At 38.0% G+C, this 24,283-nt stretch carries 25 protein-coding genes and 1 tRNA gene; 5 read left to right on the top strand and 21 right to left on the bottom strand.

Annotation, left to right across the window (positions count from 1 at the left end; translation table 11 throughout):
* The first annotated feature begins 4 nt into the window (after positions 1-4).
* Complete coding sequence (locus EIH20_RS08755) at positions 5-97, top strand: IS3 family transposase (protein ID WP_420894250.1); 93 nt, start codon at positions 5-7, stop codon at positions 95-97.
* 50 nt (positions 98-147) lie between these two features.
* On the opposite strand, the gene EIH20_RS07730 is transcribed toward EIH20_RS08755, so the two are convergent.
* The 3 genes from EIH20_RS07730 to EIH20_RS07720 all read right to left on the bottom strand — a co-directional run bounded on the left by EIH20_RS07730 (position 148) and on the right by EIH20_RS07720 (position 1,531).
* Positions 148-345: a CsbD family protein gene (locus tag EIH20_RS07730; RefSeq protein ID WP_124059413.1), complete on the bottom strand. Its 198-nt coding sequence runs from the start codon at positions 343-345 to the stop codon at positions 148-150.
* Between the two features lie 240 nt (positions 346-585).
* Positions 586-657: transfer RNA gene (locus tag EIH20_RS07725), tRNA-Arg, on the bottom strand.
* Positions 658-727: 70 nt separating this feature from the next.
* Complete coding sequence (locus EIH20_RS07720) at positions 728-1,531, bottom strand: hypothetical protein (protein WP_124059411.1); 804 nt, start codon at positions 1,529-1,531, stop codon at positions 728-730.
* Between the two features lie 276 nt (positions 1,532-1,807).
* Between EIH20_RS07720 and EIH20_RS07715 the strand changes: the two genes are divergently transcribed.
* The 3 genes from EIH20_RS07715 (at position 1,808) to EIH20_RS07705 (ending at position 3,688) form a co-directional block, all read left to right on the top strand.
* Positions 1,808-2,233, top strand: a complete 426-nt coding sequence (locus EIH20_RS07715; protein WP_124059409.1) for an HIT family protein — start codon at positions 1,808-1,810, stop codon at positions 2,231-2,233.
* A 10-nt stretch (positions 2,234-2,243) separates the two neighbouring features.
* Positions 2,244-2,597 carry a YtxH domain-containing protein gene (locus EIH20_RS07710; protein WP_124059407.1) on the top strand — a complete coding sequence of 118 codons (354 nt, stop codon included), beginning with the start codon at positions 2,244-2,246 and terminating at the stop codon, positions 2,595-2,597.
* A 110-nt stretch (positions 2,598-2,707) separates the two neighbouring features.
* The gene (locus EIH20_RS07705) at positions 2,708-3,688 is read left to right on the top strand and encodes a peptidylprolyl isomerase (RefSeq protein WP_241152414.1); all 981 of its coding nucleotides are present in this window, start codon (positions 2,708-2,710) and stop codon (positions 3,686-3,688) included.
* Positions 3,689-3,737: 49 nt separating this feature from the next.
* Here EIH20_RS07705 and EIH20_RS07700 read toward each other — a convergent pair whose 3' ends face one another.
* The 10 genes from EIH20_RS07700 to EIH20_RS07655 all read right to left on the bottom strand — a co-directional run bounded on the left by EIH20_RS07700 (position 3,738) and on the right by EIH20_RS07655 (position 15,369).
* Positions 3,738-4,637: an SRPBCC domain-containing protein gene (locus EIH20_RS07700; protein WP_124059405.1), complete on the bottom strand. Its 900-nt coding sequence runs from the start codon at positions 4,635-4,637 to the stop codon at positions 3,738-3,740.
* 20 nt (positions 4,638-4,657) lie between these two features.
* Positions 4,658-5,602, bottom strand: coding sequence for a 3'-5' exoribonuclease YhaM family protein (locus EIH20_RS07695; protein ID WP_124059403.1), 945 nt, complete (start codon positions 5,600-5,602; stop codon positions 4,658-4,660).
* Positions 5,603-5,634: 32 nt separating this feature from the next.
* Complete coding sequence (locus tag EIH20_RS07690) at positions 5,635-8,454, bottom strand: ATP-binding protein (protein WP_124059401.1); 2,820 nt, start codon at positions 8,452-8,454, stop codon at positions 5,635-5,637.
* Entirely contained in the window at positions 8,444-9,712 is a 1,269-nt protein-coding gene (locus tag EIH20_RS07685; protein WP_124059399.1) for a metallophosphoesterase family protein, read from the bottom strand. The genes EIH20_RS07690 and EIH20_RS07685 overlap by 11 nt, the downstream gene beginning before the upstream one ends.
* Positions 9,713-9,818: 106 nt before the next feature.
* Positions 9,819-10,172, bottom strand: coding sequence for a YlbF family regulator (locus tag EIH20_RS07680; RefSeq protein WP_124059397.1), 354 nt, complete (start codon positions 10,170-10,172; stop codon positions 9,819-9,821).
* Positions 10,173-10,252: 80 nt separating this feature from the next.
* A complete protein-coding gene (locus EIH20_RS07675; protein WP_241152413.1) occupies positions 10,253-12,382 on the bottom strand; it encodes a transglycosylase domain-containing protein in 2,130 nt (709 codons plus the stop codon).
* A 273-nt stretch (positions 12,383-12,655) separates the two neighbouring features.
* Positions 12,656-13,942 (bottom strand): alkaline phosphatase family protein, encoded by a 1,287-nt coding sequence (locus EIH20_RS07670; RefSeq protein ID WP_124059395.1) that lies wholly within the window; start codon positions 13,940-13,942, stop codon positions 12,656-12,658.
* Between the two features lie 306 nt (positions 13,943-14,248).
* Positions 14,249-14,629, bottom strand: coding sequence for a lactoylglutathione lyase (gene gloA, locus EIH20_RS07665; protein WP_124059393.1), 381 nt, complete (start codon positions 14,627-14,629; stop codon positions 14,249-14,251).
* Positions 14,630-14,690: 61 nt separating this feature from the next.
* Positions 14,691-15,092, bottom strand: coding sequence for a cytidine deaminase (locus EIH20_RS07660; protein WP_124059391.1), 402 nt, complete (start codon positions 15,090-15,092; stop codon positions 14,691-14,693).
* Positions 15,085-15,369 carry a glutaredoxin gene (locus tag EIH20_RS07655; protein WP_206424118.1) on the bottom strand — a complete coding sequence of 95 codons (285 nt, stop codon included), beginning with the start codon at positions 15,367-15,369 and terminating at the stop codon, positions 15,085-15,087. Before EIH20_RS07655 ends, EIH20_RS07660 begins: the two co-directional genes overlap by 8 nt.
* A 148-nt stretch (positions 15,370-15,517) precedes the next feature.
* On the opposite strand from EIH20_RS07655, the gene EIH20_RS07650 reads away from it, so the two are divergent.
* Positions 15,518-16,348, top strand: coding sequence for a DUF368 domain-containing protein (locus EIH20_RS07650; RefSeq protein WP_124059389.1), 831 nt, complete (start codon positions 15,518-15,520; stop codon positions 16,346-16,348).
* 125 nt (positions 16,349-16,473) lie between these two features.
* Here the strand turns inward: EIH20_RS07650 and EIH20_RS07645 are convergent, their stop codons facing one another.
* The 8 genes from EIH20_RS07645 to asnB all read right to left on the bottom strand — a co-directional run bounded on the left by EIH20_RS07645 (position 16,474) and on the right by asnB (position 24,015).
* On the bottom strand, positions 16,474-16,962 hold the full coding sequence (locus EIH20_RS07645) for an NUDIX domain-containing protein (RefSeq protein ID WP_124059387.1): 489 nt from the start codon (positions 16,960-16,962) through the stop codon (positions 16,474-16,476).
* Between the two features lie 93 nt (positions 16,963-17,055).
* Complete coding sequence (locus EIH20_RS07640) at positions 17,056-17,733, bottom strand: YczE/YyaS/YitT family protein (protein ID WP_124059385.1); 678 nt, start codon at positions 17,731-17,733, stop codon at positions 17,056-17,058.
* A 112-nt stretch (positions 17,734-17,845) separates the two neighbouring features.
* Complete coding sequence (locus EIH20_RS07635; RefSeq protein WP_124059383.1) at positions 17,846-18,295, bottom strand: YaiI/YqxD family protein; 450 nt, start codon at positions 18,293-18,295, stop codon at positions 17,846-17,848.
* Positions 18,296-18,322: 27 nt separating this feature from the next.
* Positions 18,323-18,652, bottom strand: a complete 330-nt coding sequence (locus EIH20_RS07630) for a hypothetical protein (protein WP_124059381.1) — start codon at positions 18,650-18,652, stop codon at positions 18,323-18,325.
* Positions 18,653-18,665: 13 nt separating this feature from the next.
* Positions 18,666-19,997, bottom strand: a complete 1,332-nt coding sequence (locus EIH20_RS07625; RefSeq protein WP_124059379.1) for a carboxylesterase family protein — start codon at positions 19,995-19,997, stop codon at positions 18,666-18,668.
* 141 nt (positions 19,998-20,138) lie between these two features.
* A complete protein-coding gene (locus EIH20_RS07620; RefSeq protein WP_124059377.1) occupies positions 20,139-20,864 on the bottom strand; it encodes an aspartate/glutamate racemase family protein in 726 nt (241 codons plus the stop codon).
* Positions 20,861-22,045: a carboxylate--amine ligase gene (locus EIH20_RS07615; protein WP_124059417.1), complete on the bottom strand. Its 1,185-nt coding sequence runs from the start codon at positions 22,043-22,045 to the stop codon at positions 20,861-20,863. The genes EIH20_RS07620 and EIH20_RS07615 overlap by 4 nt, the downstream gene beginning before the upstream one ends.
* 86 nt (positions 22,046-22,131) lie before the next feature.
* Positions 22,132-24,015, bottom strand: a complete 1,884-nt coding sequence (gene asnB / locus EIH20_RS07610) for an asparagine synthase (glutamine-hydrolyzing) (protein ID WP_124059375.1) — start codon at positions 24,013-24,015, stop codon at positions 22,132-22,134.
* Positions 24,016-24,283 lie beyond the last annotated feature (268 nt).

Here is a 24,283-nt window from a genome sequence, read left to right as displayed (position 1 = left end):
CTATATAGAATATTATAATTTAGTTAGGAAGAAGAGAAAATTAAAAAGCAAGACTCCTGTAGAATACAGAAATCTTGCTTTAATGACAGTGGCTTAATAAAAAGTTCAACTTTTTGGGTCCACTACAACGATGGCTTTTTACTTACTTTACTTATTATCCTTCAACCCATCGAGTGCTCCATTGAGGGTTTCCTTAGCATCAGTTAATGCTTCGCCAGCTTGGCCCTTAAGCTTTTCAACTTTTCCTTCTGCTTCTAGGCTTTTATTGTCAGTGACTTTACCAGCTATTTCCTTTGCATTGCCAGCTACTTGATCTAACTTACTATCAAATTTTTCTTCACTCATCTATAATTCCTCCTTCTACTAAGTCTAACCTAAGGATAGTAAAGATAGAAGGATCTGTCTAATATTCTGCTTCTGATAAAAAAACTAAAGTATTGAATTAAGTGCTGAATAAGTAAACGAATGTGTGCCATTTGTGCCAAATTTGTGCCAAAAGATTTTAAAACTAACATTTTTAAAAAATAAAAACGTTGATAAATCAACGTTTCTGATAGCTAATATAAGCAAAAATAGTATAAAATATATCGCCGGAGGGAATCGAACCCCCATTACAAGAACCGGAATCTTGTGTGATATCCGTTACACTACGGCGACCTAACTATTTAATAATACAAATTATCCAGCAAAAATGCAAGAAAAAATTGCCCTTTTCGTTATGACGCCTTTAGTTTAACTTACCTTGTGTACTTGTAATTTGCAATACAGGATTTGAATGTCCTTGGCTATCCACTTGTTCTACATAGATAAGGCCCACTCCCGCTGCATAATAATAATTTTGCGTTTGAACCTGACCCGCTACTGTTTTCTCTTCTTGGATACAGATTACATCAGAAAAAGTCTGATGGTTACCGATTGTCAATTCAGAGACGGGAGCTAGAATTTTGCGACGACCGTTTTCTTTACCACCCATTTTAAAACTTTTGCCAACAGTCAAATCACTTGGCATAATCAGACTTTCATCCGCATCACTAGCTTCCGGAGAATATCTCAAATCTTTAACATCACTATATTGGTCAAAAGTCGCTAACTCATATAGACCAGTAGATCGGATCTGAAGTACATGGGCACTGACTTGCTTATTAGCAAAGACTGCAATTTGAAAAATGCCATTATTATCTGGCGTGTATTCCATAATAACTTCCATTGTTTCAGCTTTTTGATTATTAGTTTGGTAACGATAATTAATATAGTGGATATAAGGTGCGTATGCCGAAAAATCTTGAATCGGCGTTTCATCCATCATGCTAGTTGACTCCTCGCTAGTCTCAGAATCCTCGCTAAGCGGATCCTCTTCTGAAGTGAAAGATTCACTCATTTCACTAACTGATTCAATCGAATCATAACTCGATTCCTCGCTCGATTCTTGAGCCAAAATAGGAACAACTACCCAAGCTTGGATAATAAGACTTCCCATAAGACTTAATAGCAAGATCATTTGCCAAAAATGGCCATTGCGTTTTTCTTTCACCTTCACACCCACCTTAATGTTTACACTCCTGATTAAATAACAAACATATTATAGCATACGAGACCCTTGTTAAAAGGATTTAATAAAGAAAATAATATGAAAAAAAATGATTAGAATGTAATTTATAGTGAATAAAATATGATTTTTTTATGAACACTAAATACGTTGGTGCCATCATTCAATTTCTCTATTTTTGCGCTAAATCATTTCAGACTTGGGCAAAAGTATGTTATCCTTTAGACAAAGCCAACTTTATCCGTTTAAGGAGTGTTATTAATGGAAGATTGTATTTTTTGTAAGATAGTTGCTGGTGAGATTCCTTGTCATAAGGTTTATGAAGATGAGCTTGTTTTAGCTTTCTTAGACATCTCACAAGTTACCCCTGGTCATACTTTAGTTATTCCAAAACAACATGTGACAGATATTTTTGCTTACGAGGATGACCTAGCTGGGCAAGTCTTCGCTCGAATTCCTAAAATTGCTCGTGCTATGGAACAAGCGTTTCCAGACATGAAGGGACTTAATATTGTTAACAATAACCGTCCTCTTGCCTATCAATCGGTCTTTCATTCACACTTCCATCTTATTCCCCGTTATCACAAAGAAGATGGCTTTGGTCTAACTTTCACGAATCATCAAGCTGACTATGATGCCGAAAGCTTAGGTCAAATCGCAAGTAAACTTTCAAATCAATTATCATAGGAGGGTTATTATGTCAAAATTCGGACAAGGATTATTATTTGGTAGTGTCATCGGAGGGATTGTAGCTTTATTAAACGCCCCTAAAAAAGGAGAAGAAACCCGTCAAGATTTAAAACTTTATCTTGATCAAACTCGAACGGATGTCGACGATGTTCGTTTCAAAGTGGATAATCTTAAAGTAGCTATTGAACGCTTATCCAAAGAAGGATTACCACAAGCTCAAAGTGCTGTTAAAGATTTACAAACAGCGATTCAACATTTTTCCGAAGAAAGCAAACCTCGTATTAACCGCGTTATGAATCAAGTTGAAACCTTACAAACAGACATTAAAGATGGAATGGAAGACATTCAAATTAATAAATAAGCTTGTAATTTCTATGAAGATATTCAATTTCAACTAGGATTATGTTATAGTTTTTTTATGCATAATCCTAGCATTTTTTTGCTAATTTGATAAATAGGAGCCGATTACTTATGAAGAAACACGTAATTACCTTTATGACAATTGCTACTGGCGCAACTTTACTTACTGGCTGCTCACAAGCCAATGATAAACAAGCTAGCCAAAATGATAGTCAAGTTATTGCCACGATTGGCGATAAAAAAATCACAAAGGGTGATTTTTATAACGAAATGAAGAAAGCTTCAGGTACTGCCACCCTACGGACTATGATTTTAGAACAAGTTTTAGAAGCTAATGTCCAAGATGCTAATAAACTTAAAAAAGCAGCAGATGAAGAAGTTGCTAAGCAAGTCAAAGAAGCTGGTGGCGAAGAAACCTTCCAACAATTACTTTCATATCAACAATTAGGTTCAATTGATGAATTTAAACATCAAATTTATGTTCGTAATATGTTCCGTGAAGTTGTAGAAAAAGAAATCGACACTTCAGACAAAGCGGTTCAAGCCTACTACAAAGAAGGGTACTCACCTAAGATGGAAGCCCAACACATCCTAGTTAAAACCGAAGAAGAAGCTCAAAAAGCCATCGATCGTATCAACAATGGTGAAAAATTTGATGATGTTGCCAAAGAAGTTTCAACTGACGGATCTGCTCAAAACGGTGGATTATTAAGTCCTTTTACTAAAGGGCAAATGGTACCTGAATTTGAAAAAGCCGTGACTAAACTTAAAAATGGTCAAATGACCGAAAAACCAGTTAAATCACAATATGGCTACCATGTCATTAAAGTGATTAATAATGGCGAAAAGAAACCTTATGATAAAATCAAAGATCAAGTGAAAAAAGAGTATATCGATAGTAAATTTGCTGATCAAAAATTTGCTTATGGCATTATCGGCGAGTTAATCAAAAAAGCTAAAATTGATATTAAAGATGCCGACCTTAAATCAGCTGTAACTGACTTAATCAATATTTCAAAACAATCTGCCCAACCTACAGGTCAAGATGCACCTGCTAGCCAAGCACAAGAATCTAAACCAAAAGCTGAATAATATTCATTAAAAAAGAACGATTTCAATTGAAATCGTTCCTTTTTTTAGTTTAATCAAATTCTTGATCTGTTTGTTGTTCTAGCATGGTCTTAATCCGTGGATACAATTCATCAAATTTTTCTTCACGGTCACCAAATGGTTCATTATTTAATACAGCCGCCATGTTTTGTAAGCAAATCATCCAGCCCGTTAAATCAACTGGACTATGGTCATTGACTTGAGAAATCCATTCAGTAAAGACCATTTCAGTTTGACCCTCTTCAGCAGATTGTAATTCAAACGAGACAATGTTGATGTCCCAAGTAAAGGATAAATAATGAGGTTTTTCAACATCTAATACCATCATCTCTTCCGAACCACCGTCACGATAATTAAAAATTAGTCGCCCTCCAGGTTCCACTGCTTCAAATTCAAGCTCGGGGAACCATTGTTTCAAGCGTTCGTTTTCGGTTAACATGGCCCAGACTTCCGCGATGGGAGCTTCAAATAAGCCTGAGAATTGTACGGTAACACCAGCATCTGGTTCAATATCATTAAAGTGTTCATGATTATGCCCACAACAGCACCCTTCGTGATCATGATGATGGCCGTGACCCCCACAGCATCCTTCGTGATCGTGCTGGTGGCCGTGACCTCCACAGCATCCTTCGTGGTCATGCTGGTAGCCATGACCTCCACAGCATCCTTCGTGATCGTGCTGGTGGCCGTGACCTCCGCAGCATCCTTCATGGTCGTGTTGGTGCCCGTGACCTCCGCAGCCCCCTTCGTGATCATGATGATGGCCGTGACCTCCGCAGCATCCTTCGTGATCGTGTTGGTGCCCGTGACCTCCGCAGCATCCTTCGTGGTCATGATGATGCTTGCAAGTACATTCTGCTTCTTCATTTGACTTTTGGCATTGACAAATTTGACCTTTTTGCTGACATTTACATTCTTTTTCTTGTGTCATAATAATTCTCCCTTTGATGGTTATTTGAACTTAGGTTTATACACTTGTCGACGATCTAATGGATAAATAGCTTCTGAAAAATGACCAGGTTCAACTTTAGCTAAAGCAGTTGTCATCATATTAATAGTTGCATCCATATTATCGATATGGTGAATAACTTCGGCTTCTAATAGTTGCGGCACAACCGGACTACCAAACTCGAGTTTACCGTGATGGGCTAATACAACATGTTTTAAAGCTAATACCGCTTCAATTTCAGGATCAATACCTAATTCAACAGCTGCACGATCAATCAATTCATCCATAATGACGATATGACCCATTAATTTTCCTTTTAGTGTGTATTCCGTCGAAATGGCCCCGCTGAGCTCAATCGTTTTACCAATGTCGTGGAGTATAATTCCACCGATCAGCAAGCTAGAATTTAGTTGAGGATATATTTTTAAAAGTTGGCGTCCAATTTGTACCATCGTAATCGTGTGAAAACTCAAACCGCCTGCCATGGCATGATGGTGGCGTTTTGCAGCTGGATGCAAGTAGAACTCTGTTTCAAATTGATGCAAAATTTTTCTGACAATTCGTGCTATATTTGGTTCTCTGAGCTCAAATAATGCATCTTTAAGTTCCGCCTCTAGATCATCTTGGTTAACCTCTATTCGCTCAATAAACAAACTTGGGTCATTGGGCTCTCCTTCATCGGCTAAGCGAAGAGCTTTAATTTTGATTTGAGGAGATCCTTGATAAGAATCACGTTCTCCACGTAAGAAAGCTACCTTACCAGGTTGGTACTTAGCAATCTCTTGTTCCGTTGCGGACCAATACATCCCATCAATGGAGCCTGACCGATCTTGAAAACTAAAGGCAATAAACGGGTTGCCATTGCGAGCCATGCGGATATCCGCAGATTTGATTAGAACAAACATGCCAAATTCTTCGTTGTTTTTTAGATCATATAGTTGCGTCATGATTTCCTCCTAAACCCAAAAGTAGATTTATATTATGCCTCACTACTTGCCTTATTGTTTTCTAATACACTTAAATCAATTCGAATATCCTCACTAAATGATTCACGCGCTTGCAAATCAAAGGTAAAGAATAGGACTTGCATTTCTTTGGCAATTTTTTCAAGTACTTGATACATACTCGTCTTGCGTAATTCATCAAAATTCACAAAAGCATCATCTATAATGATTGGCATCTTAACCATTTCACGAGCATTTATAACGAAGGCAATTCGTAAAGCAACATATAATTGTTCTAAGGTTCCTTGAGAAAGTTCATGTGGTTCAAAAAGAATATCACTAAACTGTTTCACCTTAATACCCGTTTTATTCAGTTTGATTTGCGTATAGCGTCCGTAACTTAGCGTCGAGAAAATTTCATCCGCGATTCGGTTCATCTCTGGCAATGGGTTATCCAAACCTTGACGCAAGGTGCGGTATATCATCTCCATAGCCATGCGTTTTTTACCCCAAGTTAATGCCATTTCACGAACTTCCGCTTTCTTATTTTCCAACTCTTGACTCAAATCTTGATAGGTGCCATCTTGCTCAAGATGAGATATCTCAACTAGTAAGTTGGCCCGTTCGTGGTGATGAGGTGCCAAACTCTCTTTTGCCAATTCTAATTGGTGTTCTAAGCGGTGATAATCTTCAATAAGACTTTGCTTATTCTTAATTTGAGCCAGAGCGTCTTCAAAACCTACCATTTGTTCTTGATATAGACTATGTTTATCATTCAACTCTTCAATGCGATTATTGGTCTCCACTTTCTGCATGAAATCCAATTCATTTTGACTATTGGTTTGATCAAATAGGGACTGTATCAGAGACTGATTAGAAGAAATCAGTTCTTGATTCTTTTGAATTTGGGATTTCGCCTCTTGAATTCGGGCATCGATCTGTTGCCCTTTTTCTTGAGTTTTAACCAAATCAACTTCAATTTCTTCCACATGCCGGATTAACTGACGAGTGGCTTCCTCTTGACTAGGAAAGCGTTCTAATAACGGTTGAATTTGTGTTTTCCACTCTTCAACTTTTTGTTCTAATTGTTTAATTTCAGTAAGAAAATGTTCCTTCTGTTGTTTTGCTTGGAAGTAATTTTTTACCGGATTGGCCTTCAAGATAAGCTCAGGATCGGCAGATGGATAGAAACCAATTTGCTTAAGCCATTGAATTTGTTCCTGACCGAGTTTTGCTAATTGATTCGCTAACTGATCAATGACTTCATCCCGTTGATTAATTTGTAAACCAGTTTGTTTACTTTGCTCATAATAATCGGCTTCTTTTTCCCGCAAATCTTGGATTTGACTTAAGATTGGATCATTGCGATAATCCGCAAACCGTCTACGGTGAGCTGAAAAAATGTATCCGATACTAGCTAATCCAATTAAGGAAAAAATTAAACCAAAAATTAGGAACATTTTTGAGCTATCTGGCGTCATAAATTTAACAAGTAATACCGCTAATCCAGTTATTAAAAATAAAGCACCAAAGAAATAATGTTTGAGTGACGTTTCTTGAACTAATTGTGCTTCTTGGTTCATTCGTTCAGCTTCCAATTGAGCCACTTGCTGTCTAACCGTCACGCTATATTGCTGCTGTTCTTTCCTTTGTTGCAAAAAGACTTTTCGCTCAGCCTTCAAAGTATCTTGTTGTTTAGTTAATTCGATCTTTTGAGTTTGAATAGCTAAACCGGCTTCCATTTGTTCATCAAATTCAAGATCTTCTTTTATTTTATCTGGATAAAATTGTCCTTGGACGGCTAACTGGGTCATGGTTTCATCTTGTTCACGAACCCGTTCAGTCAACTGTTCAATCTTGGCTTGAATTTCTTTGATTTTTAGAGTTTGAACGACCCACTGACGTCTTTGATCTTCATGATTGTTAGCCCAGTTTAAACGGGTCAGAGCATGAAGTTCGGTCTTCAACTGCTGAATCCGTTCTTGCAACTGAATCAGTTCTTCATTGGCTTGCTTATTTTCGTTAGACGCTTTCATTAATTTTTGCGACCCTTCTTCAGGAATCGGCGTAAAAATCAATTGTTCTAACTCGCGTTTAACTGTCCGATCTTTTAGATAAATATCATATCGACCTAGAAGTTTGTCTAAATCTCTTATTTGGGTTTCTAACTGATTAATCGATTGATTAATTTGTTCAATCGCAGCTTCTTGTTCCTGCTTTGCTTGATTTAAAGCATCATAGCGCCCCATCGATTGTTTCATGCGATCAACTTTTTGTGCTAATTCATCGTATTGGCTTAACACTTGATTCAATGGACGACTTTGACCTTGAGGTCGATAAAGGTCATCGGTCGCTTTCTCTAATTGTTTAGCTAAGCTCAGAAATTTATCCGATCCGACCGTTCCAATTGAAAGAAAATAGTCACTTAATCGTTCAACATCGATATTGGCTAATTCTTGTAAATTTTGCAGATTAAAGGCATAAAAGTTATCATAGAGTGTTTCGTTTAAACCGCCAAGTACTTCATCTAAAGTTTTATTTGGTAATAAATCCCCTGCCGTATTGGTAATTTTTAATCCTTTTTGAGTACGTTCAATCCAAATGTCACCATGACTGGTTTCAGTGAGTAACAATCGTCCCCCATAAACTTCACCTAATTTGGGTTCATACCGGTTGGGCTGATTCACCTTTTTGCGTTTGGTTGGGAAGCCAAACAACATGCTTCGAATAAACGATTGTAAAGTAGATTTACCGGCTTCATTTTGTCCATAAAATAGCTGCAATTGATCTTTCAATTCAAAACGTTGATTGACCCATTTACCATAGCCATAAATATCTAAGGTTTTAATCTTCATGGTCAGCCTCCTCTGCATCGATACCCAAGGTTTGAATCATCAATTGCTGCGTAGCTTGGATCATTTCAGCTTTAAAATCCGCATCCTTGCTTAAATCTGCCAACCAAGTGCGCATGGTGGCATGTTGAGCTAAATCTTTAGTTACCTCATCATATAAACTACCGTCAACTAAGGCCTCTAGAGCCTCCAAGTAACTATTTTTAAGTCCTGCATCATAGCTAAAAGCATCGAAATTGGTTTCCATTTGCATTTGGACTTTAATAATGGCAACAAAAGGAATATGGTTATTCAGTTCAGGTAACACTAAACTTAGCTGGTCCTGGGCAATCTGCTCTTGAAGTTCAGGATTTAATCGTTGCGCATTTTCCAATATTAAAGTCAATAATTGAGATTGCTGATTGGCATCGGCTTCTTCTTGATAATTATTGAGCACCTGTTCCAAATGCTCAAGCAAGTGATTGACTTGCCAATCTTTGTGACAATCTAAACGAACCTCTTGCCATACGATTGGTGCTAATGAAATAAAGCGGCTTTTTGGCGGTTGACCCTGCTTAAGTTCAATGATATAGGCTCCCTTATCCCCTGATTCGTTACGGTGTCGTCCTTGGATAGTCCCTGGATATTGAATCAGTGGGTTCTCATTGAGTACTAAGGCTTGATGAATATGACCTAGCGCCCAATAATCATAATTCTTTGCGACTAATTCATTAACGGTAAAAGGAGCATAATTTCCTTTGGTTGACTGAAGACTTTCTACCGAACCGTGTAGGTAGCCAATCGTATAATCTGTCTCTTGAGGATTCACTGGGTAGTGTTGAATCATCCGTTCTTGAATCCAGCGTTGAGTATAAGAAAAGCCATAAATTCGCGTCACTTCTTGATTCTTGTGTTTTAAATCAAAAAAAGTAACCTCTTGTTGATCAAAATGATACACATTTTCCGGATAAGATAAACCGGCTTTTTCTAAATTTAAAAAATCGTGATTCCCATGTCCAACTACAACTGGAATCTCAACTTCTGCTAACCGCTTGAGTTGTTTTAAAAAGAAATTCTGCGCATAGATAGTCTGTCTTTCTGCATCATAAACATCACCAGCAATTAACATAAAATCAACATTTTGATTAATAGCGATTGAAACACATCGTTCAAAAGCTAGAAATGGTGCTTGAATCAATTGTTTTTGCACGACCTGAAGTTGTTTAGCCATCCCAACAAATGGCGTATCCAAATGCAAGTCAGCCACATGCATAAATTTCATAGTAACCCTCCCATCCCTGTCACTAAAAAAGCCAGAAGTTAAATCGAAAGGAATCGATTGACTTCCAGCTACTTGTCGTAAAACGTTGAATCAATTACCTGACCCTTTAAATTTCGGATTGGTAAATTTCTTGTAATGGCTTAGTGATAATTTGGTTAATATCCGCCATAATTTGGCTTAATTGTTGTTCACTTGCCATTAATTGATTAATCGCTTCGTTATCTCTAACTTGATCCGATAAGTCTTGTAACGCTTTAAGATCCTCTTCAGAGATTTCTTGACCGGACATTTGTTTCATTTGATAATCTTGGCTTGCTTGTTTAAATTGTTCAAATAATTTTGCGCTTGCTTCATCAGCTCTAATGGCTGCAAAAGCAGCTTGTAATTGTTTAAATGCATTTAATTGACGGAATTCCCGTTCAAGTTGATTAGCTGTATCATAAATATTAATTTCTGCCATATTTAAGCCCCTCTCTATCTTCTATATCATAACAAAATTACGCTAATTTATCCACGCTTAATCCTTGTTTTGACCGGCTTTTACTGATTCAATAAATTCCCAGCCCAGTCACTCACACCATTCCAGATTTCATTAGCTTTTTGTTTTCCTTGTTCCCATAAATTCGAGCCATTTTGATCAAACCAGTCCTTTCCTTCTTGGAAAACTTGGTTAACTTGATCATCGATACCGGAGGCCACCCCGTCGTTAGAATTCTCTTTCATCTGTGAGGCCATTCCTACCGCAAAAGGAGTTTGAGGCGAGTTAGCCATTAAATTCGTCGTTTGAATACTAAATAATTCGCGAATACCTGAAGGCATGAGATCATCAAGTGACTGTCCTTGCTCCTCTCGGTCCAAACCGACCCAAGATACCACAACAAAATCAGGCGTATAGCCGACCATCCACTTGTCTCGAGTAGCCATATTTTCTTGCGAAATTTCGGTAGACCCAGTTTTACCGGCAATCTGTCCACTTGCTGGTCCGGCACCGTACCCCGTTCCGTAACCTCCATAAGTATCTAACATCATGCTAGTCATATCAGCAGCCACCTTAGGTGTCATAACCATGTGCTTTTTCGGTTTTTCATTGGCATAAACGACATTACCGTCGGCATCTTCAATTCTACGAATGAAATAAGAATCTTGACGAACCCCTCCGTTAGCAAACGCAGCATAAGCACTAGCTAATTGAACCGGTGAAACGCCTTCTCGCAAGGCTCCAAGGGCTAGGGTTAGTGACCGATCTTCCTCTTTAATATTAATGCCAAATTGGCTTAATTTCTTCACTGACCGATCAATACCTAGTTTATCCATTAAGTAAACGGCTGTGGTATTTTTACTCTGAGCTAAAGCTAAATAGAGTGGAACTTCACCACTTGGATCCGTTTGGCGGTCATAATTTTCAGGAGCATAGTGATCGCTACCATAAGCCTTGACCACATCCGGAACTTGCGAATGAATATTGAAATTATTCTCCAAAGCTGGCGTATAGATGGCTAACGGTTTAATGGTCGATCCAGGCGAGCGCTTCATGCTAACGGCACGGTTAAAGCCGCGATAAACATAATCTCCTCGTCCCCCATAAACAGCCATGATTCCCCCAGTTTTTGGACTTACCACAACACTGGCACTCTGCACCAATGGCTGACCAGTCCCATCATCAGGGAAAACATTACTATTTGCATAGGCACTATCGATTGCACTTTGATAGCCAGTGTTGAGATTGGTATATATCTTATACCCTTTAGCCATTAATTCATCTTCTGGTATATTGGCTTCAGATACAGCTTCTGTGATGACAGCGTCAAAATAATAAGGAAACTCATTTCCAGCTTGACTTGCATAAGCATCATTTAAGGTAATCGGACTATTCTTCACGTAATTAGCATCATCTGCCGTAATAATTCCTTGTTTAAGTAATAAATCAGCAATGACATTTCGCCGATCAATTGCTCCTTGATACTCATCAATCGGGTTATACAAAGATGGGCCTTTTAAGATTCCCGTTAAAACCATGCTTTCATTCCAGTTAAGACTGTCCGCTGAATGACCAAAGTACTTAAGAGAAGCATCTTCGATTCCCCAAACACCGTTGCCGAAATAGGCGTGGTTCAGATACATCTCTAAAATCTGATCTTTAGTAAACTGTTTTTCTACTTCTAGGGCTAAGAAGAGTTCTTTTAATTTCCGTTCAATCGTCTGATCGGATGAGAGAAAAGCATTCTTAACCAGTTGTTGAGTGAGGGTCGACCCACCGCCCCCTGATGCATTTCGACGAATAACCGCCCGAACTAGCGCGCGACCAATCCCAATCGAATCAAAACCATTATGCTGATAGAAACGTTTATCTTCTGTCGCGATTAGCGTATCACGCATTTGTTGTGACACATGATCTAATTCAACGTAAGAGCCTTTTTGCGATGACAAGGTCCCTGCTTTTGCATCATTCATATCATAAATAGTTGTTTTTGACATTAAAGCATTTTGCAAAGTAGCCACGTCAGTTGTTTTAGCAATGAGTACTAGATAACTGGATGTCACTAATGCTAGCGACATACCTATGAAGATTAACCATTTCCAACCACGATAATACTGCCATAGATTTTTTATTCCTTGCCAAATTCGCTGCTTACGTGTCATTTGATGGGGATCAAAGTAATGATCATTCATAATAATGTACCTCTCTATAATATCTAAGTTCAATTTTAGGCCAAACAATCATACGATACCTCGGCCTTTTTACTGAATTTTCTTTCCCAATTATATACCACACTGTCACTATAGCATTAAATTATGTCTTTTTGATGAAAAAAATATGCCATCAAGCAAGACAATTCTTTTTGAGAGTTATTCATTATAACACAGTCATTAGCAAAGAAAAATCCGCTCCCAAGACATTAAGTCTTAAGAACGGAGAAAAGGTGGGTCTTGTTTTCCAAGTAGTTAAGTGAAGAGATTAAATAAAATCTTTCCATCAAAGTAATGGTTCAACTTCAAATCACAAGTTCGCGCTAAGGTGGGGGCAATATCTATTAAGCGTGCTTCAGGAAGATGGTAACCTTGTTTTATTCTTGGTCCCATCCAAAGAGCCAAACTATCATGTTTAATTTTATTTGAAATCCAACCCGAGCTAACTTTGTCGTGTTCGTAAGAATCTTGGTAACTGAAAGCTTCCACAAAAGATCCGCGCAAATCATCTCTAAAGGCAAAACCCGGTTTGGCTTCTAACATGAAAAGACAGTTTATATTGGCTCCAAGATGTTTAAGTTCTTCTTGGTCATAGTAATGATTGATCATCGGATTTAATGGGCTTAGGCAATCTACTATTGCTTTTTTGGAAATGTCAGCTTTTGGGTGACGATAAACATAGGCACTGGCTTGTGTCGCCTTACAATAGACCTGCCACTGATTAATGCGTCCTTGCTTAGAAAGAGACTGCCAGCCCTGTGGAAGGCTGAGTAGATGATTCGGTCGGATTAAAGTATGAGTATGAATGGGAGCCTGATCTCCAACAATAACCACATGAGCCGACTTTCCCTTACCTAACTGATTTAATACCATCATGAGCCGACCAAGTCGTTGGTCAAAATGAGCTAAGGCTTGTTGGGCTTCAATCGAATTTAAGCCGAATCGCTGACGTGTTTTGGCCAACTCTTGACAGGAAATGGCCAAAAAGTCAGCTTGATGATTTTGCAAAAGATAGCAAAGAATGTCAAATAAGTAGTCATCTAGATCGGCTCCACACGCTTCCTTGCGAGCTTTAAAGGAACCAAATTTTTGTTCCATCTTACGAAAAAAAGCCTTACTCGATAATTTATAACTTTCTAATCGTGCATGTTGCCAAGTTCGACTTGGTGTAAAACATGACCAATTATAATCAATGGCTGGATGTTTACCTACTACCGGCCAATTTAAACTCGCTGTCCGATAACCATTAGCTTTAAAATAGTGAAACAAACTTGGTACCCGCACCTGTTTAGCAAGTCGATACTCGCTTGCCTGATAGTATTCAGGTTCAATCAGGGTCTGATCAATAATGCCATGGTGGCTAGGGAATGTTCCTGTAATTAAGCTAGTTTGTGCAACCGTAGGCAGAGATGGACTCACGCTAGATAAAGACCTAATTAACGTTCCCTGGGCCATGGCTTGTTTAAAGTGAGGTAAGTCGGCCATAATTGCTAAATCATGAGCTGCTAAACTTGATAGTGATAGGATGATGACAGGATCCATGACCCCTCCCCCTTCCAATGAATCCGTTTACATTTTCATGTTTATCATAACAAAACACAAGCAAAGATAACAGTCCCAAATAAAAAAAACCTTGAAATCTAAGATTTCAAGGTTCGAAGTGTCACCACTCCATTCGAACGACAAAACTCCGCAGAGTTGATTAGAGAGGTTCACAGCAACTCTAACCCATACCGCCTTCCTGGCTTGGAATTAAATCCAGGTATCCTGTCTTGCAATCTATCAGATTGCTTCTCGACTCATCGCATGTTCTAGAGTTTAACATATCTGTTAATCAGTCGCAAGCTTTTATTTATTTCGCATGACTTCAAGTCGATAACCGTCTGGATCAGAAACGAAGAAATAATACGGTTGATCACCAGGCAAGCCTTTTAATTCGGTTGTTTTATAGCCAGAAGCTTGACATTTTTCATGAATGGCTTCCAAATCATCGACACCTAAGGCTAAATGACTAAAGCCATCCCCAACAGTATAAGGCCCATGATCATAATTATAGGTAAGTTCAATCTCAAAAGGACTACCCGGAACCACTAAGTAAACCAAATCAAATTGGTGTTCAGGCATCCGTTTTTCACGCGAAATACGAAAATCAAATAATTCCGTATAGAATTTCAAACTCGCATCTAAATCTGCTACTCGAATACAAGCATGTAATAATGTTTGGGTCATGAATACCACTCCTTTTGCTTTACTATACCAAATATTGATAATAAGGCTCAAATGAGATGCCCTAGAGATCTAAACTTTCAAAAGCATAGGGTACCAATTCTGCCAAGCTCAGGCTCTTAATTTGTCCATCTTGACGTGTTAAATAAACCGGTGTTTCTGGACCACAGAATTCAACTAGAACTTGACGACAAACACTGCATGGGGGTAAAAAATCTGTCGTTTGGCCGGCAATGGCAATTGCTTGTATATCTCCCTTGTGATAGCCTTGACTCACCGCTGTAAATATGGCGCTGCGCTCCGCACAATTCGTTACCCCAAAAGAAACATTCTCAACATTTACCCCGGTAATCACGGAACCATCCTTCATCAATATAGCACAGCCAACTGGAAAATGAGAATATGGACTATATGAATGAATGCGAACCGAACGAGCTTGCTCCATTAATTGTTCAACCTTATTCATGAAGATCATGCCCCTCCTTAACTAAACCTTGAAGTTGAGCTTGGTCAAAAATAAAGACCCCTTGAGGACCTACTAGAACTGGAATGCCCACTTGTCCTCTCTCCTTAGCTGGGACAAAGGCATCTTGTTTATCACGCAAGGCAAGAAATTGTTTAAGATTTGCCATCGATGCTGTAATATCGATAGATTGATATTTGATAGGCAAACGATCAAGCTCGGTTACAAATGCGTCCGTATCTGGACAATGACTACTATAAAATAGTTGATAGGTCAGCATAACTTCTTCCTCTTTTCTTATTCTTTTTTTAGTATACTGTATTTTATAATAAATTCCTATCTTCTTTCGATTTGCCAAATAGTCAAATTCAGTATAGACTGTTTAAGAAATGGTTAGACGAAAAAGCCTAACCCTGTAAGGAGGATTTATGGAAACCAAACACAATCAAAATTGGATTTTGCGCTTTTTTAAAGGCATCTTAATTGGATCAGGATTTATTGTTCCTGGCATTAGTGGTGGCGCCCTGGCCGCTATCTTTGGATTATATGAGCGAATCATTAACTTTCTAGCAAATATGACCAAAAACTTTAAAGAAAATGTTCTCTTCTTCATTCCAGTAGGCTTAGGAGCTTTAATGGGAATTGTTCTATTTTCTTTTGGCGTTAGCTTTGTCCTTGAACACTACACAACAATTATTTATTGGTTCTTTGTCGGCTGTATAGTCGGTACCGCCCCTAGTTTATGGTCCGAAGCCGGTAAGAAAGGTCGTCAATCCGTTGACTATATTATTCTTTTGGCCTCATTAATTGGCGGACTTGTTCTCTTGCGTTTTGGTCAAGATATGTTTGGTAGTCAGGTTCAACCAAGCTTCTTTGCTTGGGTAATCTCCGGAGCCCTGATTGCCCTAGGTATTCTCATCCCTGGTCTAAGTCCATCTAATTTCATCGTCTATATGGGATTATATAAAAACATGTCAGATGGCTTCAAATCAGTAGATTTTGGCGTAATAATCCCAATCGGAATCGGTGGACTCCTTACAATTGTGACCCTGTCAAAATTAATTGAATTTATCTTTAATAAATATTACGCCCACTTCTTCCACTTCATTTTTGGCGTCGTGATTGCATCAACCATTATGATTATTCCAACGGACTATAGTCACTTTAGTCTTTTACAATACGCAATGTGCTTTGTCATGCTACTAGCCGGCGCTCTACTTGGCTGGTGGATGGCTCAATTAGAGGAAAAATATAAATAGCCCTAGCTTATATTTCTCCAGTCACACCATCATGAACAGTCAAAAAACCGCTTCATTAAGCTCAACAGCCAATGAAGCGGTTTTTTTGTGTATCTTTGACGAAAGTAAATATCTTGAATCGAAATCTATGCTTGAGGTCGATCGCGGAAAATCCGTACGTGCTCTTTAGGTTCTAAGAGAATTTGTTGGTAACAAATTGGAACTATTTGATTGGCTTTTATTTGGGATTGATCAAGCCAAATAAACTGGCGTTCAGGATTTTTCTGCTGATTATACTTTTTAATCGCTTCAGCCAAAGCTGTTTCATGATCAGCCAGGTCAATTCGATAATAGAAAGCTACTTCATGATGAGTCTGATGCATTTGTGGATAAGTATTAAATGATTCTTCAATCATTAATAATCGTTCAACCTGAGCTTGGATTCCAAAGGTTTCTTTTAATAAACGAAGCACAGCCTGCTCGGATACCTCGCCTGCTTCCACTTGGGTAGAAACTGGATAATAATGATTATCTAGGACTTGTTGCATCATCAAATAATGTTTATTGACCTCAATGACAGCAACAGATCTTAACAAGAAAGATTGCTTCATTTCCATAACATTCGTATCTTCCATCTTAATCTACCTCCAAGTATATTCGATTTTATATAATCTAATTTTACCGCAAAATATTATTATAATAAACTAATAGGTTTAAACACTAACATTCTAGAGATAATCTTTATTGGAATTGAAGCGCAGACGGTAAAGAAAATTTTTAAATCGCGGAATAATCCAGCTAAGAACGGGGCCAAATGATAGAGCCATCAAAACTGTTCCTTCACGAATAAACAAGGGTAATTTAAAAATTAAGGTAGCCGCTATGACAAGGGCTAATGAGATCACATCAATTGCCTGACGAACTTGCCCAAATTTTAATTGAAAATGATTTGCAAAGACTAAAGCAAAACCCTCCAGAGGAAAAGTAATAATATCAAGGGCCATTATCATCGAGATAGCTAAGCAAATCATACTAAATGCCAAAAGTAAGACTAGAAAACGTAGTCCATAGGAGGTTAAATTCCAATTTCCTAATATTCCATAATAAACAAAATTCACGACATAACCCAATAAAACCGTAATTGGAATTTGGAGTAAGGTAGACAATTTCGTTTGCTTTTTCAAGATAATAATCTGACCGAACACGCATAACCCATTTAAAATCATTCCAATGGTTCCCACTTTAATGGTGGATAACTGGGATAGAGTTTGAGCCAAAGCATCCCAAGCACTTACACCTATGGCCGCTTTCAGTGAAAACGATCCTGCAACGCCGACCGAAAGGATTGATATGATTAATAAAGTTATCTCGATAAAAGTAAATTTCTTTAGTGACTGTTCTTCCATTCATTCCATGCTCCTCACGCAGTTATCTTGTTTAATCATATGCTAGACCACAAGGATAAGCAAGCTTAATTCTATCCTTTACTGTCGTAAACTTACCTCAAATAAATAGGGGCTAAGATTCGATAGTTGATTCAATTAAGCGCCGTAAAGCTAGATCAAATTCGGCTTGTTGTCTAGCTGAAAATGGTTTAGGTCCTTTAGTTCGAATGCCCGCTTGACGCATTTGTTTGGCTTGCGCACGCTGAAACAAGAGAGCTTCAATATTATTTTTGTTATAAATCATTCCTGTATGATGGATGACTAGAGCCTTGTCTAGAACTAGAGAAGCTAGACCATAATCTTGAGTCACTAATATGTCTCCCACTTTAATTAATGCAAAGAGTCGATAGTCGGCCATTTCCTGCCCCTTGTCAACATAGACTATTTGGACATAGTCAGGATAGACTTTATGCGTATAATGGTCAATCGAAGTGACTATTTTTACTTTTAAGCCATAATCATTGGCAATGCTGATCACCCTATCTTTAACAGGTGATCCATCACCATCAATATAGATGTCCAAAGACTAATCCTCCCATCAAGTTAGACACTAACTAAAATAAAGACCCAAAACAAGACATTCAAGTAGAAGAATAGTGGTGGAAAAGCGACCTACCCTCTTTTGATTAAAGTACTGGCTCACCAATATATCTAAAAAATTCTTGACTAATGAAAGCGACATGACCGCCATCATTAAAAATGGGCTCCGCACAAAAAAAGGAATAATAGAAATGCCTACAAAAACCAATTCTCGACTCAGCAAATATTGCGTGCTCACTCTTAGGGCTTCTTGATTTTTAAAATAATCATGTAATGAGAAGGAAAAACTCAAAACCGCACTAAAAAAACAAACGACTGCACATAAATAATAATCTAACATGGTTCATTCTCCCTTAATGATTTATCTCATTAATTAACTTTATGGTTAATACCTGATCAACTTGTTTATGGCCCACAAGTCCTGATCGAGCAAATTCAGCCCAAATCGCTCGCACTTCTTGACCTTTTTGTTTCACTTCCTGCCAACTAGAACCACGTAAAATATTTCGCCGTCCCCAAGCAGCTTGATCAGCAAAAATAAAAGGAAGTTCAACACAGTGGCCCGCAGCTTCTGGATTAGCTTCAGGACCCCAGTAGAAACGGTAAAAATAACTTGGATATAAGCTGTGGCGATACCGGCGAACCACTCCTTTTATTGGTCGAACAAAAACCCACCAAGTAGCCGCTCGCACCCCTGCTTCGAAGAGGATTTTCCCAATAAAAGGCCACGAACGAATTTTTGCCACCCAAGGCATGGTATATGTTAAGGAGGCCACTTCCCGTTGATTGTAACCAATCATAATGGGGACGTTTTGACTCGCCGCTTCAAGCTGAAGGCCAATCTGTTTGGCCTCAGGCAATGGAAACTGTCCATACTGACCAGAAAAAGGCATTAACTTGGCTAATTTAATGCCTGACAATTGTTTTTCCATTTGATGTTGAAAGACCACTAATTCTTTTAGTTCGACTTGGCTAATCCAATTCTGAATCGAATGACTCACCTGGACTAGTAAAGATTGACGTGAACGAATCAAACCTAAGGGAGGACTCTGTAAAATAACACGATTAAATAAACCTATAGCTTGATCAGTCAAAAGCAAATTATAGATGGCTTCGGCTCCAGCCGACTGTCCAAACAAGGTGATATTGGTTGGATCCCCACCAAAATGAATGATATAATCACGTACCCATTTTAAAGCTAAAATAATATCAGCCAAGGCTAAATTGGCTGGCAACTGATCTGTTTGTGGTAGGAAACCCAAAATTCCAAGACGATAAGTGATGGCTACCACAATCACCCTTTGTTCTTCAACTAGAGCTTTAGGGTTATAAATCGTTAAATCTCCCCCACCTGTTGTATTCATCCCACCATGAATCCAAACCATAACCGGAACTAATTCTCCTGGCTCTAGATCTTTAGGTATAGTAATCGATAAGTGTTGGCAGTCCTCACTCATTGTCATTGAACGTGTTTGAGGTAACTGATTCTTAATAGCAGCAAAGTTTTGGGGAGCTATGGGTGACCAGCTATTAGCCTGAATAACCTGATCAATATGATAATTCACTGCTTGCGGGAACTCAAAACGCTTGGCATGACCATAGGCAATTCCCGTTGCCTTAATCACTGTTCCATCTTGCCATCCTTGAATTACCGTCTGATCGATTTTCCATTCCGTTCGCATCATCTTGCTCCTCCCCTCCCTATCCTATTTCCTTATCATGTTAAACCATTACGTTACGTTTAGCTATTATTTCGCCTATTTATACCAAAAAGAAAACCCAATTCAGTGTCAAACAGTGACTTGAAATGGGTTTTTTGTATCATTCTAACTTACTTTGTCTTTTTTTGCTTCCATCAAGCTAATCACTTGATCCACTAACTCAGATTGAGCATCGACTACTGGACATGGGTGTTCTCCCTGATAATTGGCTTCAATTAAAGATAATTCCGTACAGCCCAAAATAGCAACTGACGCTTGATATTGACTCGCAGCTTGATCTAAAACTTCATAAAATAACTCGAAATTTAAAAAAGCTCTTTCTTTAACATCTTGATAAATAAGATGGTTCACTTTGGCTTGTAAATCTACTTGCGGTTCAATATAGCGATAACCTTTCGACTCAATCTCTTGGCGATAAACACCTGCAATTAATGAGCCCTCTGTCCCTAAAAAGATGATATTTGGAGCTTGTTCTACCGGATAACGCTGAGCCAAAGCCTCAACAGCAAGCCGAGGCATATGAAGAATTGGATAGGAAGTTTGAGCAGCAATCTCATCATAAAAATAATGCGCTGTATTGCAAGTCATCACAAAGAAATTTGGTTCGAGCGGCGTCAAACTTTGAACATCTTCAATTAACTGTGGCCGAGGATCTGGCAAGGTACGATCCTTAATAAACGCAGTCCGATCGGGAATAGTCGCATGATTGACGACTAAATAATTATAATAATCTTGATCACAATGGGCAGGTGTCCGTTGATTCAACAAATGGACAAAACTCTCCGTAGCGAGCGTCCCCATCCCCCCCAAAATTACAAAGAAATCTCTCATTTTAATTCCTCTTTATAATACTTTTTAAAGGCCCCATAATAACGATAAAACACATAATGATTCAAAAGCCAACGTTTTAATGATCGATCTTTACTATAAAAGCTCGTTGTTCCATAGGCCTTACGGTCCAAATAAAATCGAACTTCCTCTTTTAATTTATCATCTTTAAGATATTTCTCAACTAAACCTTTAGGTGCACCTAGCCAAAGTTTATCTCCTTTAACAAACTCCGTTTGAGTAAATGGTTTGTTAAAGATTCGATCTTCAACTAGATAGCGAGCCATATTATAACCATTCAAAGTTACATAATAGCTTGAACGTCCTTGACGCAAGTTAATTTCGAATAACTTATATTGCCCATCACGCTCATCAAACTTCATATCAAAATTGGCATAACCAACATATTTAATCTGCTCTAAGAAGTTCTTAAGCAATTGATATAGGGTCATATCAAAATCAGGTAAAATAGCCAAGTAATTACCTACTGCAACTGGACTCGGATCTTCTAATAACGGATGACCTAGACACATCATTCGCACCTGATGATTTTGGTCAACATAAGCATTTAGAACCCGCATTTTACTATCATCGCCGGGTATCATATCTTGAATAATCATTTCGCCTGGATAACCCGCTTGATAGATAGCCTGTAAAGTGTCCTTCATTTCTTGAGCCGATTCGATAATAAAAGCCTTTTTCTTTCCAGGAAAATCCAATTCCAAATAAGAGATTGAATCGTTGGGCTTTAACACCATAGGATAAGAAAATTGAATGTTATCAACAAAGTTAGCCAAATCATTCATCACTTGGTCGGTCGCAATCACTGTACTAGGATACGGTAAGTGGTACTGATCACAGATTTGATAGAAATCTTTCTTATTCTCTAATTTCTCATATAAATCAAAATCAATATAAGGACAAATAAAGAATTGACTTAACTCAGCCATATACTTTGAAACTAATTTAGCATAGCCATCACCACAGGCAACGAGAAGATATTGAATTCCGTCACCTTGATGTTCAGCTATAAAAGTCTTCAAAGTTGCCAAGAAAACCTGATCATCAATAAAATTAGGGATAACATGAATATCCACAATTTTTGAATACTTAGTTGGTGCCAAATGACCCGCGCTATAAGCGATTGATTTTAGCCCATAGGCTTCATGAAAGGCTCTTGCCATTCCATAAACATTAAAGTCACTTCCTAATAACACCGGTTGAAATTTTTTCTGATTATAATCCAAAACGTCGCCTTCTTTCTATTGTCTTAGGCTATGGTTTGAACAGCCGGTTTATCCCCATTATGTTCAAAGTAAACATCATACCAAGTTAAGAAAGTATAGAGGGTCCAAATTTTACGACGGCCATCCACTTTATCATGGAAATTATCTTCTAATAACTGAAGAATCTTGTCCTGATCAAAGAATTCTTTAACAAAGTCTTTTTCAAATGTTGTTTTAACTACTTGATAGAATTTTTCCTCATGCAACCAATCTTTGATAGGCACTGGGAAGCCCAATTTTGGTCGGTTTGACCACTCTTTTGGCAAATGTCGACCTGCAGCTAAGCGAAAAGCATATTTGGTATTCTCATCTGTTAATAAGAATTTTGTAGGTACTTTTTCAGCCACTTCCATTAATTGCTTATCTAACAAAGGAACACGCAATTCTAATGAATGGGCCATAGACATCTTGTCAGCCTTTAACAGGATATCTTTTGGCATCCATTGGTGAATATCTAGATATTGCATTTTCTTAGTTTCAGAGAATTGGCTTGCTTTTTCAAATTGTTCCATAACAATCTCTTTCACACTTGGAGCTTGTTTATACTTAGCTTGTAATAGTTCGTCAGCTTCATATTCTTCAAACACTTTAGCTTGACCGATAAAGAAGTCCTCAGCAGGAGAAGCAGCCCGTAATAAATGACGACGGCCCTTAAAGTTAGGCATTTTCTTCAAAAATTTAGCCAATTTGTAGCGGCGTTCCTTAGGCATAGCCTTAATTTTCTCACCTAAGCGACGAACTGCTCGCGAATTAGAAAACCAACCATATTCTTGGTAGCCAGCAAATAGTTCATCCGCCCCTTCACCGCTCATGACAACCCGCACATCACGGCTTGCCAATTCAGCTAGGAAGAATAAAGGGACACAAGATGGATTTGAATCTGGTTCATCTAAGTAATACTGAATTTGTGGGAAATAAGCAAAAGCCTCTTCCCCAGTTACTACCCGCGAGGTATTCTTTAAATCAATTAAATCAGTCAAGGCTTTTGCTTCAACAGACTCATTATAAGAATGATCACCAAAACCAATAGAATAGGTATTATTCGGCCGCAAAACGCTAGCTACAAAACTTGAATCAACCCCACTTGATAAGAAGGAACCTACTTCAACATCAGCGATTTTATGGGTTTCGACTGATTCCAACACGGTTTTTTCAATTAAATCAACCGTCTGATCTAACGTCATTTCTGCTTCTTGAGGTTGCATATCCCAATATTTTTCTGTTGTTAATTGTCCGTCTTTATAGGTGAAATAGTGACCCTCTTTAATACGGTAAACCCCTTTGAAAAAGGTTTCATCTAAAGCAGAATATTGAAAAGTTAAATATGGTTTCAAAGCTTCTTGATTCAATTCCTTAATAAACTGAGGATGTTTTAATAAGGACTTGATTTCTGAGCCATAAATAAAGGAACCATTCATTTGGGCATAGTATAGAGGCTTGATACCAAAATGATCCCTTGCACCAAATAATTCTTGTTTATTTTTATCCCAGATCACAAAAGCAAACATCCCTCTTAATTTCTTAAGAAGTTCAACTCCGTACTCTTCATAGCCATGTAATAAGACTTCAGAATCCGTATGCGTCTGAAAGATATGCCCCTTAGCCACTAAATCTTCGCGTATTGACTGGAAATTATAAATTTCACCATTAAAAGTTAGAACCATTGATTTATCTTCATTATAAATCGGTTGGCTCCCTCCTTCTAAATCAATAATACTTAAACGGCGAAAACCTAAAGCAGCATGCTCATCGACATATTGTCCAGCTGAGTTTGGCCCACGATGAACAATTGTATCCATCATTTCCTTAATAATTTGTTCTTTATTTTCGATTGAATTTTGATCAACAAATCCTACAATTCCACACATATTTTAAATCCCCCTATTGGTGAAAACCACGCTTACGCTTGATAAAAAGCGAATAATCTAGGTAATTTTATCATACAAAAATTTTAAAGTCTAATTACTATCAGTATACAGTAAGTTCGAATAGTTAGACACAAAATATCCTGAATATTGTCTTTTTTCGCAAACTTATCACAATATTTTCACAACTTATGTTCGCCACGATTTCAAAAGAGAATGAATAACTTTCAAGTCATTTATTTTCTAATACGGACTCTTTATAAGCTTATTA

The sequence above is a fragment of the Vaginisenegalia massiliensis genome (assembly GCF_900604935.1).
In the GTDB taxonomy this organism is placed as follows: Bacteria; Bacillota; Bacilli; order Lactobacillales; family Aerococcaceae; genus Vaginisenegalia; species Vaginisenegalia massiliensis.
Note: the sequence above shows the minus strand (reverse complement) of the source record. Positions and strands in the feature narration are given on the sequence as shown.